Source organism: Secundilactobacillus sp. MJ173 (genome assembly GCF_059704265.1).
On record NZ_BAAKGN010000059.1, the window covers coordinates 33,640 to 49,243 of the forward strand.

Genomic DNA, 15,604 nt, shown 5'->3' on the forward strand with positions numbered 1-15,604 from the left:
TTTTTCAATGCTTGAAGACGCGTATTTAAATTTGGAGCGCTACGTTCTGGAAAACGGACATCGTAAATCTGATCGGACGGGAACGGGGACCTTCAGCGTGTTTGGCTATCAGATGCGTTTTGACCTTAGTCAGGGATTCCCGTTACTGACCACAAAGAAGGTGCCTTTTGGTTTAATCAAAAGTGAATTGCTTTGGTTTTTGCATGGCGATACCAATATTCAATTCTTGCTTAAACATCACAACCATATTTGGGATGAGTGGGCCTTCCAAAAGTTTGTTGAGTCCAGTGATTACCACGGCCCAGATATGACCGATTTTGGACGCCGTTCACTGGTTGATGAGGCGTTTAATGAGACCTATAAACAAGAAAAACAGGCCTTTTGCAAGCGAATTGTTGAAGACAATGCATTTGCTGCCAGATATGGCTCATTAGGCAACGTATACGGTGCGCAGTGGCGTGCGTGGAAAACCAGTAAGGGTGAAACTATCGATCAACTAGGGAACGTTATCGAGACGCTAAGAACCCATCCGGATTCACGGCGCATGATCGTCTCGGCTTGGAATCCTGAAGACGTGCCTAGCATGGCACTGCCGCCTTGCCACACCATGTTCCAGTTTTATGTCAATGATGGCAAGCTGAGCTGTCAACTGTACCAGCGATCGGCCGACATTTTTCTTGGCGTGCCCTTTAACATTGCTAGCTATGCGTTGCTGACCAATTTGATCGCGAAAGAAGTTGGCTTGGAGCCTGGCGATTTCATCCATACCTTTGGCGACGCTCACATTTACAGCAATCACATCGAACAAGTGAAGACGCAGCTTTCAAGAACACCAGTTGAAGCACCCAAATTAGTTTTGAATCCCGATAAAACTAGCATTTTTGATTACGATATGGACGATATCAGCGTCACTAATTACCATCCAGCACCAGCAATTAAGGCACCAGTGGCCGTTTAGGGGTGATCTCATGATATTTATTTGGGCGGAAGATCAGCACCATGCCATCGGATACAAGGGACAGTTACCATGGCACTTACCGGCTGATATGGCATTTTTTAAACAACATACCATGGGGAACACACTTATCTCAGGCAGCCGGACCTTTGCCAGTTATCGAAAACCATTGCCGCACCGAAAAAACATTGTGCTAACCGCGCGTACGGCTACTGATTACCCTAGTGATGTTGAGGTGCTGCACAGTGCGTCAGAAGTGGTAGCATACGAAAAAGCACATCCTGACGAAACGGTGATCATCAGCGGAGGGGCTCGGGTCTTTAAAAGCCTGCTATCTGACGTTGATACCCTGTTGCGAACACGGGTCTTGCACACGTTTAAGGCTGATACTTACATGCCTGAAATTGACTACCGTCAGTTTGAATTAGTTGAGTCATCTTCTCACGAACCCGATGAAAAGAATCCATACGGACTGATTTTTGAACGCTGGGAACGGCGATAGGAATATTAAATCGCTCGAAGGTGTGATACATCTCGGTAGATTCCAGAATATAATACCCAAAAACGGTATTCCGATGCTTCTTGTCGGGATGCCGTTTTTTGGGTGTTATATGGCCGGATTCTGAGTTGTGGAACCAAGCAGCAGACTAAAGTAAATTTTAGAATGTGTTTTGGTCAAGAAACTAGCTAAATGCTTACAATATAGATTTATGACACAACCTCGAGCGATTTTTATATCACATTGACCGAGCGCTAAAATGAGTTAGCTCTCATAATGTGATATTTAAAATGAGAGACAAACATTGGAGAAAAAGTTTCAGAAAAATGGCATCCCCTAAAACGCTGATATCAAGCGGTTTTTAGAAGATACGCTTAAGAAAACAGGCTCATTAATCATTAAAATTTAGAAATAGTTGTTGACGGATTATGAGTTTTCGATTATAGTTACATCATTCACCAAGTACAAAAATTCTGACAGGAGGTTACATCACATGAAAAATTCAAACGTTCAAAAACTTAATGTAACTTCTGCTCGTCAGAATTTAGTCTTATTATTAAAAACCAAGGACGCAACTATTAGCTAGTAGCCAAGCTACTGCTTAAACTAAGTTGGGCCCTTATTAATGCGTTTTTAATGATGAGGGCTTGATGATTAAATTCTGACTTCAAACCTCATTCATTAAACTGAATGAGGTTTTTTTATTGCTTTGGCACGAGGAGGGAAGCTAGTCAGGCAAATCGCATCACACATATTACACATAAATTATATAGGGAAAGTGGGAAATACTTATGAATAACAAAATGATCAAACGAGTCACAGGAATTGCAGCAATTGCCATGTCAGCCGTCATCTTTGCGGGGTGTTCAACCGCTAAGACAACTAGTCAGGGAAATGATCAAACAGGAAGTACCGTTAAGATTGGGGTCAACTTGGAACTTTCAGGAGCTGCCGCAGGTTATGGGAACCAAATGAAGCAAGGGGTTCAAATGGCTACCAACGAAATTAACAGCAAGGGTGGCGTGAACGTTGACGGTAAAAAGAAGAAGATCAAGCTGATTATTAAGGATAACAAGACTTCTACGAGTACTTCAGCTTCAGTTGCAGCACAGCTGGTTAATAACGATAAAGTAAATGCCATTATTGGAACAGCAACCACCAACGCCGGTACTGCAGCAATCCCTAACGAAACAAAAGCCAAAGTACCTGCTTTGAGTCCATCCGCAACTGATCCAAACTTCACGCTTCAAAAGAATGGTAAAGCTCAGCCATACGTTTTCCGGGCCTGTTACCAAAACAACTTCCAAGGTGGCACTGGTGCCAAGTTCATCTACAACAATTTGAAGGGTAAGCGCGTTGCCGTCCTTGGCGATAACTCAACTGATTATGGGACTGGCCTTGCAAAAGCCTTTAAGAAACAGTTCAAAGGCAAGGTTGTTGATACGCAATACTTCTCTGCTGGTGACAAAGATTTCAACGCTATCTTGACTTCATTCAAGAACAAAAAAGTTGACGCTATTTACGCACCAGGTTACTACTCAGAAATTGGTTTGATCATCAAGCAAGCACGTCAAATCGGCTTGAACGTTCCAATCGTTGGTTCTGATGGTATGGCTGACGCTAAACTGGTTCAAATCGCTGGTGCCAAGAACGCTTCAAACATTTACTACACCACACCATTCTCAAAGACAGTTGCAGAAAAGAATCCAACCGCTGTTAAATTCATGAATGCTTATAAAGCACGTTACCATACTGATGCACCAACCTTCTCAGCATTGGCTTACGATTCAACATACATGATCAAACAAGCTATTGAAAGTCAAAAATCAGCTAACTCCGTTAAGATCACTAAGGGTCTTGCAAACATCAAAGACTTTAACGGTGTTACAGGTAAAATCACGATTGATAGCAAGCACGATGCCAGCAAACCAATCGCCGTTGAACATCTGAATAACGGTAAAGTTGTTGGTTCGACTCAAATTCAGTAATTGATCACTGAGCTTCCCTTTAGGGGGCTCTCGTGAACAGGCTAGAATGCCTGCTGACGAGAGCTTCCAAGCTGGAACTCTAACTACATAAAGGAGGGTGACATCTTGACAACACTCTTTCAACAACTTATAAACGGCCTTTCGCTTGGAAGTATTTACGCTTTGCTGGCACTGGGCTACACCATGGTTTATGGCATCATTAAATTAATTAATTTCGCACATGGTGACATCTACATGTTAGGGGCCTTCTGGGGCTACTACACCATTAACTTTTGGCATTTTAACTTCATTTTCGCGCTATTATCAGCCATGGTTGTCTGTGCGGCAGCCGGTGTGATCATCGAATACTTTGCTTACCGGCCACTGAGACACGCACCACGGATTACGGCCTTGATTACCGCGATCGGTGTTTCTTATTTTCTGGAAAATGGCATGTCGTACTTGTACGGCGCCGACACTCGGAATTTTCCTCAGGTTATCAAACAAGTGAACTACAATCTTTGGGGAGTTCGGGTCTCAAACATCCAGATCTTGATTTTGGGCACTGCTTGTTTGTTGATGATCTTGCTGCAACTGATCATTAAGAAGACGAAAATGGGGCGCGCCATGCGTGCTGTTTCAGTTGACCCTGATGCAGCAGAACTGGTTGGTATCAACATCAACCGTACAATTTCATTCACCTTTGCCTTAGGTTCGTCTATGGCTGGTGCAGCCGGTGTTTTGATTGGGCTTTACTACAACTCAATTGATCCACTGATGGGGATGACACCAGGGATCAAAGCCTTTGTTGCTGCCGTTGTTGGTGGGATTGGTTCAGTTCCAGGTGCTTCCCTTGGTGGGTTCTTGATTGGCATACTGGAAACAGCCGTCCAATCTGTTGGCCTGTCAGCATACAAGGATGCCGCAGTTTATCTGGTATTGATTATCATCCTATTGGTATTGCCAGCAGGTATCTTCGGCAAAAACGTCAAAGAAAAGGTTTAGGTGATGACTTTGAAAGTAAACTTTAAATATAATATTTGCTGGTTGATTTTGATGGTCGCTGGCTTTTACTTGATGAATACCTTGATCTTAGCAGGGGTGATTGATTCATTCCTGGAAAACATGGTGGTCACTATTGGGATTAACATTATGCTGGCCGTTGGATTGAACCTCATCATTGGTTTTGCGGGTCAGTTCTCCCTTGGTCACGCTGGCTTCATGGCAGTTGGTGCTTACGCCACTGCAATCATGATTAGTAAAACACCAACTGCAGGGGCCTTTTACCTCTCAATTATCGTTGGCGTGATCATCGCTATTGTTGCTGCTTTGATCGTGGGTATCCCAACACTGCGTTTGCGCGGTGACTACTTGGCTATTGCCACTATGGGTGCTGCTGAGATTATTCGAATCATCATTAATAATATGAAAATTACTAACGGACCTTCAGGGATGTTTAACATTCCGCAATTTGCGACCTGGCCTGTGGTTTATATCATGGTTTGTGTGACCACCATCGTCATCGTGAACTTTATCCATAGTCGTGGTGGCCGGGCAGCCTTGGCTGTTAGAGAAGATGAGATTGCTGCAGAATCTATGGGCATTAACATTTTTAAATGGAAATTAGCCGCTTTCGTTTTAGGTGCAGCAACCGCTGCTGTAGCGGGTTCAATGCAGGCGTCATATCTCCAGACCATTGCCCCAAATAACTTCAACATCATGGAATCAATTGCTATTTTGATCATCGTTGTGCTTGGTGGTGTTGGTAGTATCACAGGTAGCTTCGTAGCCGCCATCATTCTAGGGGTTGTGGATACCGCACTGCAAAACTTCGGTGCGCTACGTATGGTGATTTATGCCGTTGTATTGATCCTGATCATGATTTTCAAGCCATCAGGGATCATGGGTTCCACAGAGCTTTCATTTAAACGGCTCTTTAATCGTAAGAAAAAGAAGGTGGGTGCAAAATCATGACAACACTTTTGAATGTTGAAAATCTAGTCAAAAACTTTGGTGGCTTGACGGCCGTTTCTGATGTGAATATGCACCTCAACGACGATGAATTGGTTGCCTTGATAGGGCCTAACGGTGCTGGTAAAACGACTCTGTTCAACTTACTTACTGGGGTGATCGTGCCAAGTACGGGTTCCATTACTTTTCGAGGAACTGACGGTGTGATTCCACTAAACGGCATGAAAACTTACAAAATCGCCAATCTTGGGATGGGTAGAACCTTCCAAAACATCCGTTTATTCAAAGAACTATCCGTCTTAGATAACGTGCTTATTGCGATGACCGCGCATTACAAAGAAAACTTTATCCAGTCGATTTTCCGTTCACCAAAGTTCTATAAGACAGAAGCTCAGATCCGTGAAGAGGCTATCAAACTACTAAAAATCTTTGATTTGCAAGACGATTTGGATAAACAAGCGAAAAACTTGCCTTACGGGATTCAACGGCGGCTAGAAATCGTTCGTAGCTTAGCAACTAAACCGAAGATTCTGTTTTTGGATGAACCGGCAGCGGGCATGAACCCCGAAGAAACAGCTGATCTAACCCGTTTGATTCGCCAGGTTCAGCGTGATTTTCACATTACCGTACTGCTGATCGAACACGACATGTCGCTGGTTATGAACTTGGCTTCAAGGATTTATGTGCTGGACCACGGTTCATTATTGGCAGAAGGTACACCAACTGAAATTCAGCAAAATGATGCTGTGATCAAAGCATACTTGGGAGAGGAGGAATAGCCATGGCCATGCTTGAAGTTAAGGATCTCGCCGTAAACTACGGTGTGATCAACGCGGTAAAAGGCGTCAGTTTCAAGATCAATCAGGGTGAAATTGTTTCGTTAATCGGCGCTAATGGTGCCGGCAAAACCACCATCCTAAAGACGATTTCGGGTCTGCTAAAATCGGTGGGCGGCAGTATCACTTACGAAGGTAAAAATTTGCAAAAGCAAAAGGCACCCAAAATCGTGGCTGCGGGTATTTCGCAGGTACCAGAAGGCCGGCATATTTTTCCTGGGATGTCTGTGCGAGAAAACCTACAGATGGGGGCTTTTCTTCAAAATAATCGCGCAGAAATTGAAGACAGCTTTGAAACCGTCTATTCACGCTTTCCGGTGTTGAAAGAACGTCTCAATCAGGATGCTGCCACGCTTTCAGGTGGTGAACAGCAGATGTTAGCCATGGGTCGGGCGCTAATGTCTAAGCCGAAGCTACTCCTGCTGGACGAACCGTCAATGGGACTTGCTCCGATTTTTATTAACGAAATTTTTGATATTGTAAAAGCGATTAAGGAGCAAGGCACCACGGTACTGCTCATTGAGCAAAACGCCAAAAAAGCACTGTCGATTGCTGACCGCGGCTATGTACTGGCTAGTGGCGAAGTCAAGATGACGGGAACTGGTCAGGAATTATTGGCCAATGAAGACGTACAAAAAGCATATCTAGGAGGTTAGACGATGAGTGTTGCAGATTATATGACAGACAGGGTGATCACGGTATCACCAGATACGAAAATCAATGTGGCGGTAAACGTGATGAAGGATAATCACATTCACCGGTTACCGGTGATTGACGGCAATAAATTAGTCGGTATCGTAACGGAAGGCACGATTCAGGCAGCCTCGCCTTCCAAAGCCACCAGCTTATCGATCTACGAGGTCAACTATCTTTTAAACAAGATGACTGTGGGCGAGATTATGGAAAAAGAAGTTAAAACGATTTCTAAAGACGCCCAATTAGAGGATGCCATTTCAACCATGCGGCACCATGACGTAGGGGTATTACCCGTGATGGATGGTGAGCAAGTTGTGGGGATCATCACCACTAATGACGTGTTAGACGGTTTCCTAGACATCACCGATTACTTTGTGGACGCTACCGTGGTACAAGTGATGATCGAACATGACCGTAAAGGCGTTATTTATGAAATGGGCAAAATTATGGCAGATAACGGGTTTAACATTCAAACGTTAATCGTTACCCGTAATCTTGGACCAATCATGATTGAAATGCACGTGGATAAAACCGATGGTGTTGCCGTTAAAAAGGCATTGGAAGATGCTGGCTATTCAGTGCGGTTAGTGGTCAGTCAGAAGGTAAAGTAAGCGACTAAAAAAGCGATAAATCCCTGAACAAGGGGGGTTATCGCTTTTGTTAACTATTTTTACTTAAGCATATAGTAAAATTGAGAAGTACATTAAAATCGTTCCTAAAAGCACAAATAAGTGCCAGATAACATGACCGAATTTAATACTCTTAAAGCTATAAATCACTGCGCCTAAGGTAAAGGCAACGCCACCCAACACTAATAGGGTGAAGCCATGAACCCCGAGACCATAGAAAAGCTGCTTGAAACCGAGGACGCAAAACCAGCCCATGACCACGTAAATCACCGTGGACAGCTTCTGAAATTTACCCAACCAGAGACATTTGTAAACCACACCGAGGATCGCCATGGCCCAGATAACACCGAAGATCACCCAGCCCAGCGTGCCCTTGATGACCACCAAGCAATACGGAGTGTACGTACCAGCAATTAAGAGGTAAATGGCGCAGTGGTCAAAGATTTGAAACAGGTGGCTGGCACGGGTGAAATAGAGACTGTGAAAAAGGGTCGAGGCGAGGTAAAAGATGACCAGCAGTGCACCGTAGATACTATACGCGGTGATGCGCATTGCGCCACCTTCATGAACACCGCGAATGATCAACAGAACCAGTCCGGCGATGCTCAGCCCGACCCCAATACCGTGGGTAACAGAATTGAGCACTTCATTAATAATCTGATACCTTCTAGAATATTCCGGCTTCGTTTTTAGGTGTTTGGATTGAATCATGGGGCATCCTCCTTGATGAAAATTTTAAGTGAATCCGCATGAACGGCTCTCTAATATCTTTTAAATATGCTATTAGCAAGCGCCTTAACGCCTTGTTACACGCTGGTTCATCTGCTATACTATTATCGAATCGTTTTCATGCACTAAAATTAATTGTAGCATGAAAACACCTACAATGGGGAAGAAAGCGTGGTTATAATCAATCATGGCAACTGTCAAAATAGTCACTGATTCATCTGCGGGTTTAACAGACGAAGAAGTTGAAAAATATCATATTACAATCGTGCCGTTAACGGTTATGATCGATGATGTGGTTTACGTTGAACGCCACACCATCACTAATGAAGAATTTATTAATAAAATGGAACATTCAAAGGTGTTCCCAAAGACCAGCCAGCCGCCACTAGGTGATTTCATCAAAGTTTTCGATGATCTTGGTGCTGATGGTAGTCCAGTGGTCTGCTTGAACATGCTAGAAGCAATCAGTGGTACGGTGCATACAGCTGAACAAGCTGCTAAGATTTCGAAGTCTGATGTTACCGTTGTTGATAGCGGCACTACCGATCGGGCACTGGCCTTCCAATGCATTGAAGCTGCCAAGGCCGCTGAAAAGGGTGCCTCCGTTGAAGAAGTCGTGGCCGTTACCAAGAAGGTTCAGAAAAACACCCGTTTATACATGGGCGTCATGACGTTGGATAACCTGGTTAAGGGTGGCCGAATCAACCGCATGACCGGAGCAATTTCATCATTGCTGAACATTAAGATCGTCCTTCAGGTGGGGGATGGTCAGTTAAACATCCGTACCAAGGGCCGCGGCATGAAGACCATTGACCGATTCTATGACAAGGTTTATGAACAGATGAAAAATACGCCGAACATCAAAGCCATTGGCATTTCTCACGTGCACGCTGAGGGCATGGTTGACGACATTTTAAAGCATCTTAAACCCATGTTTCCTAACCTTGATATCTTGGTTCGTGAGACGGTGCCGATTATTGCCACTCATGGTGGTCCAGGCGCCTTTGCACTGGTTTACTATTTTGATGACTAGTGTCTTGGAAACAAAAATTTAATTAAAACTTAGCCTGATAACGGCGGTAGGTCGTATAGAATGAATGAGATGGTCATCAGGCCATCTCATTTGTCATTTTAACTGGTTGTATGCTTATGGAATAATGCGTATACGCTTAATAAAGGGGTTTTGACATGCGTCGATTTTTAAAATGGTTTTTGCTTTTAGTAATCTTAATCGTGATCATCGGTGGTGGCTGGTTCTGGCTTCAGCATCAGTCGGGTTCCAAGAGTATTCAACAGAAGAAACCAATCGTGCTCAAAACGGTCAGGATCGTGGGTGTGGGTGATTCCCTTACACAAGGAATCGGTTATGACCATGATCATTCGGGATATTTACCGCTCTTAAAAAAGCAGCTCAGTCAGACTTACTACGTGAAACCTCAAACCGCAAATTACGGAATTGGTGGTGAACGCAGTGATCAAATCGATCACCGTGTTCAAACGAATCAGAAGTTACGACGTTCGTTGCGAAAAGCGGACGTGATCGCACTGACGGCTGGTGGTAATGATCTGCTGCAGTCCTTAGAAAAGAACATTATGGTGAACAGTGACACTGAGATGACTAAAAAGATGGCACCACTGAAGACGGAATACCAGCAAAAGCTCACACAACTGGTCGCTGATGTGCATGAAGTGAACCCCCATGCTCAAGTTTATTTATTCGGCATTTATAATCCAGTGTACGTTTACTTTACCAATGCCACGATGATCAGCTCATCTGTTGATCAGTGGAATCAAGTGAATCAAAAAGTGGCGGAAAGTCAGTCACGGACGCATTTTGTCAACGTTAACGCAACCCTTTCGCATGGTCAGTATCAGTCGGCCAGTGCGCAAGCCAAGCTGAAAACGGAAAATCGGCAAAACGATCAGGCCTTCGTAGATCCAGAAAAAGTCGAACAGCTGCTAAAGACCCAGGATAGTAAGGAAAAGAACGCTTACTTATCCACTGAAGATCATTTTCATCCCAACAAAAAGGGTTATAATGTGATGGCGACTAAGTTAAGTCAAGCCATTCAAAATAATGTTAATTGGCGTCAACGATAGATTTTGAGGTGATGTTTTGAACACAGGAAGTCGACAAGCACAAACAGCAGCAAAGAAAACAGTTAATCCATGGAAATGGGCGTTTATTGCATTGGTGGCTGTGATCGTTCTAGGGATTGGTACCATGGGCGTTAAAATGTTTTCAGCGCCAAAAGAAAGTGCCGTCTCAACCAGCGCACCCGCAACAGCGGCTAGTTTCAACGTCAATCTGAATAAAAAACAGTTAAACGCTATGGCTGCTTACTATTTAAACCAGTTTCAGGATCAAAGCCGACAAAAGGTTGATTATCAGTTTGAAGTGCACCAAGATGCCGTTCTTACTGGTCAAACAAAGTTACTGGGTCTGCCAGTAAACTTTGGGTTAACCTTGAAACCAACCGTTTTGGCGAATGGTAATGTTCAACTTAAGGCTGGTAAATTGGCGGTGGGACAGTTAAACGTCCCCGTCAGTGCGGTACTCAGTTACATTAAGGCACAGTATAATTTACCGAAATGGGTGGAATTAAACGTCCATCAGAAGACGATTACGATGGATCTGCAACGTTTTAGGACGAATGGGGTTCAGTACCGTGCCGAAAAAATCGATATGAACGGTGCTGGCAAATTTGAGTTTAAAGTGTTGATTCCAAAGTCCAAATCCTAAAGGAGGGGTCATCGTGAGACAAAGTTTTTACCAGTTTTTAATGACGCAGCGCAATCCCGAAGATTACGAACCCGTGGCTGAATTTGCGAATAATGCGTTTTATGATCAGGCCTTTCCAAAGCAAGAGACACAATTTGACGTGTTATCCAAGTATCTTGAAGAAAACGCCAGTTATTTGCCGTCCATGACGGTGTTTGATCAGGCATGGCAAATGTATTTAGAGCAAGATTAGAAACTGGCTGCCCTTTCAACTAAGTATTATGGTAATATCAGTATAAGTGAACTATAAATCAGAACAGAGGCGCGCATTAACAATGCAAGATGAAACAAACGAAGAACTTTACAGACACTTATTTGGTCGTGGCTGGGCATGGTTTATGTTGAAAACAGCCGCACTTAGGGAACTAAACCAGCGGTCTGACGATGGTGACATTGAGGCTACCAATTATTTGCAACTCTATGAAGATGGAGTGGATATACACAAGCGACCGAGATTGGTCATTAAATACAAGTTTACCTTTTAAACTAATAGGGGTAAGTCAAAACAGCCATTCATTAAGTATGTATTTGCTTAATGAATGGCTGTTTTTTAGTGAGCTACGTTTTCAAAGCATTGCTAAGGTGACTTACATTCCCAAAACGAGTCTTAAAAAGCCTAGTGAGATAACGCCAACAACTACAGTGACCAATAAATTTTTGGAAATGATTGCACTTAACACTGTTGGCAAAGATGCCAGCAGGTTGGGAACGTCTAACGAGGGCAGGTGACCTAGATGCTGGATAAACAAATTTTCAAACCATAAAGCTGACATAATTGAAACGGGGACGAAGCTTAAAAATTCTACGACTCCTTTGGATAATCTAAATTTTTTTAAAATAACGAATGGCATGATTCTAGATAACCAAGTTGCCAATCCGGATCCTAAGATTGTTAATAAAATAAAGTTAGAAGAAGGCATGTTTTATCACCACCCCAAATTCACAAGCTAATAATGTGATCACCAGTGTTAATAGATTTGCAGGAATAAAAATAATGCCGATGAAAGTTGCAATTAAAACAAAGCCAACCACCAGTAGTTGTAGACTAAATTTAATGGATTTATCACTGACCAATTGCAGGTAAAGCAAGCCAATAAACATGGCGACTAAGGCAAAATTCAAACCGAATTTATCGGGGTTAGTAATGAAGTTACCTAATAAAGCGCCCATTAGAGAAGCAAGTGCCCACACACCATAAGCAATGAAGTTTACTGTATTGAACCAAGTAAAATTCAGTTTTCGATTGGTGTAGTTAACCTTATTCATACTGAGTGCAAAACTTTCATCCGTAACCAGCCCACCTAAAATAATATTTTTAAGCAGATTTTCTTTTTGAAAATAAGGTGCTAAAGTAGTACTCATCAGGATCATACGAGAGTTAACTAAAAAAGCTGATAAAATAATTGATAGCATTGGACTGTGTGCTGCAAGCATGCTAATGATAATGAATTGCGAAGCACCGCCATATGTAATTAATGACATCAAAGTGATCATAAATGGGTTCAATCCTGAAGCTTTTCCCACGATGCCATAAGCTAAGCCGATTCCGATGTATCCAAATACTGTTGGAAGTATTTCTTTTGCTGCGCTTGAAACGGTTAACTTATTATCCACAAAGTATTACCTCCATTCTTTAATTATTTTTAAACGGCGAAGTGGCTATAATTGATTTTCACCGTAGTTGATGTTTAATATATTATTTAAATGTTCAATATACTAAACACAAATAGAACTTTAATGCATTTTTAATTCTATGTCAATAACAATTAAGGAGTTTTTACCATGAATATTGGAATGATTGTTAGTAAAAATCTCAAAAGAATCCGAAGTGAAAGAGGATTAAGTCTAACAGAACTTGCAGCACTTTCTGGTGTGAGTAAAGGAATGCTTTCTCAAATTGAAAATAACGGGACTAGTCCCACAATCAATACCATTTGGAAAATTTGTATTGGGTTAAATATTCCGTACACGACTTTGTTGGAGGGACCTAAATCGACTAGTAAAATCATTAAAAAAGACGAAATTAACCAACAGCGATCACCCGATGGTCATTACCGAATTTATGGTTATTATTCTGATTCGCCACATCATAACTTCGAGCTTTTCCAAATAGAACTGGATGAGGGTACTAGCTATACTTCTGTTGGTCATGCCAAGACTAATCAAAACCTGGATTCGGAAGAGTATGTGATGGTTTTGACTGGCCAATTGACGTTGGTAATTGGTGGTAAAAAAATCGTTTTAAATCAAGATGATGCCACTCGCTTTGATCCAACCAATCAACATATCTACCAAAATTCTGGTAGTGGTCTTTTAAAGGCAATCGTCATTAACTTCTACCCGATTTAATAATCCCTTGGAATAGCGGACAATATTGTGTATCGTCTTCGGCTAATTGAGGTTTGATATCAGGCTCGATTTGTTAAATAGCTTATAGTCGATACCCTTAATCTTTTTGTATTGTTTGCGATTAGATATCGTGCTAAGATAATCGTTAGTCGGCTAACGAAAGGATTTGATTAAGTGGAAACAAATTACGGTCGATTGATTAAGTTAGCAGATAATCAATTGATTAGACAAATGGACGATTACGCGCGTCAATACAATTTAACGGGGACTCAAATGTCGATACTGGATTTTCTTGGCAACGTGGGAGGTGTCTGTCTTCAGCGTGATATTGAGAACGAATTTAGTATCCGCCGGTCCACTGCTACGGTGCTGCTGCAACGTATGCAGGCTCGTGACCTAGTGAAACAAGCACGCTACGTAGAAGATGGTCGGCAAAAACAAGTCACGTTGACCACTAAGGGCAAGCAACTCCAACAAATTACTCAAGCTTATATGGATCGCATTCAGGCGGGATTTGTTGAACAGTTTACCGCTTCTGAGCGCGCTGATTTCGAACGTATGCTGCAATATTGGATCAAGGGGGTGGCAAAATGAGCGAGACGCGAATTGAACGTCGCGTAATTGGGGCAATTTTTGCCACCGGATTACTGTCATTTAGCGGTGTCATCGTAGAAACTGCCATGAACATTACTTTTCCCACGATCATGCACGAATTTGATGTCAATACCAGTACAGTACAGTGGCTAACGACGCTGTATCTGTTGATCGTCGCAGCAGTCATTCCGCTATCCGCGTACCTTAAGCGGACATTTAAGATGCGACAGCTCTTTATTGTCGCTAATCTACTGTTTATGCTGGGTCTGATTTTAGATGGCAGCGCGCCGACTTTTTGGGTATTACTGTTGGGACGTGCCGTACAGGGCCTGGGTACGGGGATTGCCTTACCGTTAATGTTTAACATCATTTTAGAGCAGGTTCCCCGTTCGAGAATTGGTGCCATGATGGGGGTAGGGACGCTGATCACAGGGATCGCTCCCGCAATTGGGCCAACTTTTGGCGGCATAGTGACCACGTATTTAAGCTGGCGGTACATTTTCGTTTTCTTACTACCAGTTCTCGTGATTTCATTGGTATTAGGTATTAGCTGCATCCGACAGAAACAAGCTCTGAAGCCAAGTCATTTAGATGTTTTGAGTGTCCTGTTACTTATTCTGGCTTTCAGTGGCCTTATTTTTGGTGTGAGTGAATTTAATTCGAATACGATTTCGCATCTTCTCGCCTGGACTGCTTTCATAGTAGGCGTCATTGCGTTGGTCGTATTTGTTCTAAGAGAGCGGCGACAAACACAGCCCATTTTGGATTTAACACCCTTTAGTCGCGCCAGCTTTTCTCAACACGCCTTCGCTTTCTTGATGTTCCAGATGATGGCGTTAGGATTGTCGTTCATCTTGCCGAATTATTTACAGCTGGTTAATAAAGCCACCGCGTTACAAGCCGGTTTGATAGTGCTTCCCGGCGCGGCGCTTGGCGCAGTGCTGGCACCCATTAGTGGGCGTCTATATGATCATTTTGGTCCGCGGCGACCAATCTTGATTGGTGCAACCATTGTGTTCGTTTCGATGATTGCGTTTGGATTGTTCCGCATGCCGTTGAGTGATGGTCAAGTTATTGGCTTGTACGCGGGCTTTATGTTGGGAATTGGACTGGCCTTTGGTAATGTGTTGACTGATACACTGAACCAATTGTCCCAACGCCAACAAGCGGACGGCAACGCCATTATGAATACCCTGCAACAGTTCGCGGCGGCCCTAGGAACTGCGGTTGCTTCAGCCATTGTCGCTAGTGGTCAAAAGGGACGGTCACAGGCAGTGGGTACCATGTTAGGTAGCCAGTGGGCCCTTTGGTTGTTACTGATTTTTAGTGTGGTTGCATTGATCGTGCTAGGGTGGACGTTGAGAAAACGGCGAGAATAGAGCCAGTGTTTAGTAACTGGTGTTAAAAAATAGGCGAAGTTAAGGATTGAATGGTAAAATAGAGTCTGCTTATATGGGCTTTGTTTTACCATTTTTGGTAATGAGGGAAAACAAGATCTGTAAGGACATGAAGAGATCCCTTTCAAATTGGCATATTGGGTCAAAATACAATTAAATCAAGCAATGTGCCCATAACTGCAAAGACACATGACATATTT

General features: G+C 43.0%; 18 protein-coding genes. 15 read left to right on the plus strand and 3 right to left on the minus strand.

Going from position 1 to position 15,604, the window contains the following annotated elements; genetic code table 11:
- Nucleotides 1-7 precede the first annotated feature (7 nt).
- From AC6H04_RS08930 to AC6H04_RS08965, 8 genes are all read left to right on the plus strand, one after another.
- Nucleotides 8-958, plus strand: a complete 951-nt coding sequence (locus AC6H04_RS08930; protein WP_497571335.1) for a thymidylate synthase — start codon at nucleotides 8-10, stop codon at nucleotides 956-958.
- Between the two features lie 10 nt (nucleotides 959-968).
- A complete protein-coding gene (locus AC6H04_RS08935) occupies nucleotides 969-1,457 on the plus strand; it encodes a dihydrofolate reductase (RefSeq protein ID WP_497571336.1) in 489 nt (162 codons plus the stop codon).
- Nucleotides 1,458-2,245: 788 nt separating this feature from the next.
- Nucleotides 2,246-3,442 carry an ABC transporter substrate-binding protein gene (locus AC6H04_RS08940; RefSeq protein WP_497571337.1) on the plus strand — a complete coding sequence of 399 codons (1,197 nt, stop codon included), beginning with the start codon at nucleotides 2,246-2,248 and terminating at the stop codon, nucleotides 3,440-3,442.
- A 105-nt stretch (nucleotides 3,443-3,547) separates the two neighbouring features.
- Nucleotides 3,548-4,426, plus strand: coding sequence for a branched-chain amino acid ABC transporter permease (locus AC6H04_RS08945; RefSeq protein ID WP_497571338.1), 879 nt, complete (start codon nucleotides 3,548-3,550; stop codon nucleotides 4,424-4,426).
- Nucleotides 4,427-4,435: 9 nt separating this feature from the next.
- The gene (locus AC6H04_RS08950) at nucleotides 4,436-5,395 is read left to right on the plus strand and encodes a branched-chain amino acid ABC transporter permease (protein ID WP_497571351.1); all 960 of its coding nucleotides are present in this window, start codon (nucleotides 4,436-4,438) and stop codon (nucleotides 5,393-5,395) included.
- A complete protein-coding gene (locus tag AC6H04_RS08955) occupies nucleotides 5,392-6,171 on the plus strand; it encodes an ABC transporter ATP-binding protein (RefSeq protein WP_497571339.1) in 780 nt (259 codons plus the stop codon). Before AC6H04_RS08950 ends, AC6H04_RS08955 begins: the two co-directional genes overlap by 4 nt.
- A 2-nt stretch (nucleotides 6,172-6,173) precedes the next feature.
- The gene (locus AC6H04_RS08960; RefSeq protein WP_497571340.1) at nucleotides 6,174-6,884 is read left to right on the plus strand and encodes an ABC transporter ATP-binding protein; all 711 of its coding nucleotides are present in this window, start codon (nucleotides 6,174-6,176) and stop codon (nucleotides 6,882-6,884) included.
- A gap of 3 nt (nucleotides 6,885-6,887) precedes the next feature.
- On the plus strand, nucleotides 6,888-7,535 hold the full coding sequence (locus tag AC6H04_RS08965) for a CBS and ACT domain-containing protein (protein WP_497571341.1): 648 nt from the start codon (nucleotides 6,888-6,890) through the stop codon (nucleotides 7,533-7,535).
- Nucleotides 7,536-7,598: 63 nt separating this feature from the next.
- Here AC6H04_RS08965 and trhA read toward each other — a convergent pair whose 3' ends face one another.
- Nucleotides 7,599-8,264, minus strand: coding sequence for a PAQR family membrane homeostasis protein TrhA (trhA, locus tag AC6H04_RS08970; protein WP_497571342.1), 666 nt, complete (start codon nucleotides 8,262-8,264; stop codon nucleotides 7,599-7,601).
- 205 nt (nucleotides 8,265-8,469) lie between these two features.
- On the opposite strand from trhA, the gene AC6H04_RS08975 reads away from it, so the two are divergent.
- The 4 genes from AC6H04_RS08975 to AC6H04_RS08990 all read left to right on the plus strand — a co-directional run bounded on the left by AC6H04_RS08975 (nucleotide 8,470) and on the right by AC6H04_RS08990 (nucleotide 11,257).
- The gene (locus AC6H04_RS08975; protein ID WP_497571343.1) at nucleotides 8,470-9,315 is read left to right on the plus strand and encodes a DegV family protein; all 846 of its coding nucleotides are present in this window, start codon (nucleotides 8,470-8,472) and stop codon (nucleotides 9,313-9,315) included.
- 155 nt (nucleotides 9,316-9,470) lie between these two features.
- On the plus strand, nucleotides 9,471-10,382 hold the full coding sequence (locus AC6H04_RS08980; protein ID WP_497571344.1) for a DUF459 domain-containing protein: 912 nt from the start codon (nucleotides 9,471-9,473) through the stop codon (nucleotides 10,380-10,382).
- A gap of 16 nt (nucleotides 10,383-10,398) precedes the next feature.
- On the plus strand, nucleotides 10,399-11,025 hold the full coding sequence (locus tag AC6H04_RS08985) for a YpmS family protein (RefSeq protein WP_497571345.1): 627 nt from the start codon (nucleotides 10,399-10,401) through the stop codon (nucleotides 11,023-11,025).
- A 13-nt stretch (nucleotides 11,026-11,038) separates the two neighbouring features.
- The gene (locus tag AC6H04_RS08990; RefSeq protein ID WP_168924421.1) at nucleotides 11,039-11,257 is read left to right on the plus strand and encodes a YozE family protein; all 219 of its coding nucleotides are present in this window, start codon (nucleotides 11,039-11,041) and stop codon (nucleotides 11,255-11,257) included.
- A 394-nt stretch (nucleotides 11,258-11,651) separates the two neighbouring features.
- Here the strand turns inward: AC6H04_RS08990 and AC6H04_RS08995 are convergent, their stop codons facing one another.
- Entirely contained in the window at nucleotides 11,652-11,984 is a 333-nt protein-coding gene (locus AC6H04_RS08995; RefSeq protein ID WP_497571346.1) for an AzlD domain-containing protein, read from the minus strand.
- Nucleotides 11,971-12,678: an AzlC family ABC transporter permease gene (locus AC6H04_RS09000; RefSeq protein WP_497571347.1), complete on the minus strand. Its 708-nt coding sequence runs from the start codon at nucleotides 12,676-12,678 to the stop codon at nucleotides 11,971-11,973. Before AC6H04_RS09000 ends, AC6H04_RS08995 begins: the two co-directional genes overlap by 14 nt.
- Nucleotides 12,679-12,846: 168 nt before the next feature.
- On the opposite strand from AC6H04_RS09000, the gene AC6H04_RS09005 reads away from it, so the two are divergent.
- The 3 genes from AC6H04_RS09005 (at nucleotide 12,847) to AC6H04_RS09015 (ending at nucleotide 15,386) form a co-directional block, all read left to right on the plus strand.
- A complete protein-coding gene (locus AC6H04_RS09005; protein ID WP_497571348.1) occupies nucleotides 12,847-13,413 on the plus strand; it encodes a helix-turn-helix domain-containing protein in 567 nt (188 codons plus the stop codon).
- 174 nt (nucleotides 13,414-13,587) lie between these two features.
- Nucleotides 13,588-14,007 (plus strand): MarR family winged helix-turn-helix transcriptional regulator, encoded by a 420-nt coding sequence (locus AC6H04_RS09010; RefSeq protein ID WP_497571349.1) that lies wholly within the window; start codon nucleotides 13,588-13,590, stop codon nucleotides 14,005-14,007.
- Nucleotides 14,004-15,386, plus strand: a complete 1,383-nt coding sequence (locus AC6H04_RS09015; RefSeq protein ID WP_497571350.1) for a DHA2 family efflux MFS transporter permease subunit — start codon at nucleotides 14,004-14,006, stop codon at nucleotides 15,384-15,386. Before AC6H04_RS09010 ends, AC6H04_RS09015 begins: the two co-directional genes overlap by 4 nt.
- Nucleotides 15,387-15,604: the final 218 nt, after the last annotated feature.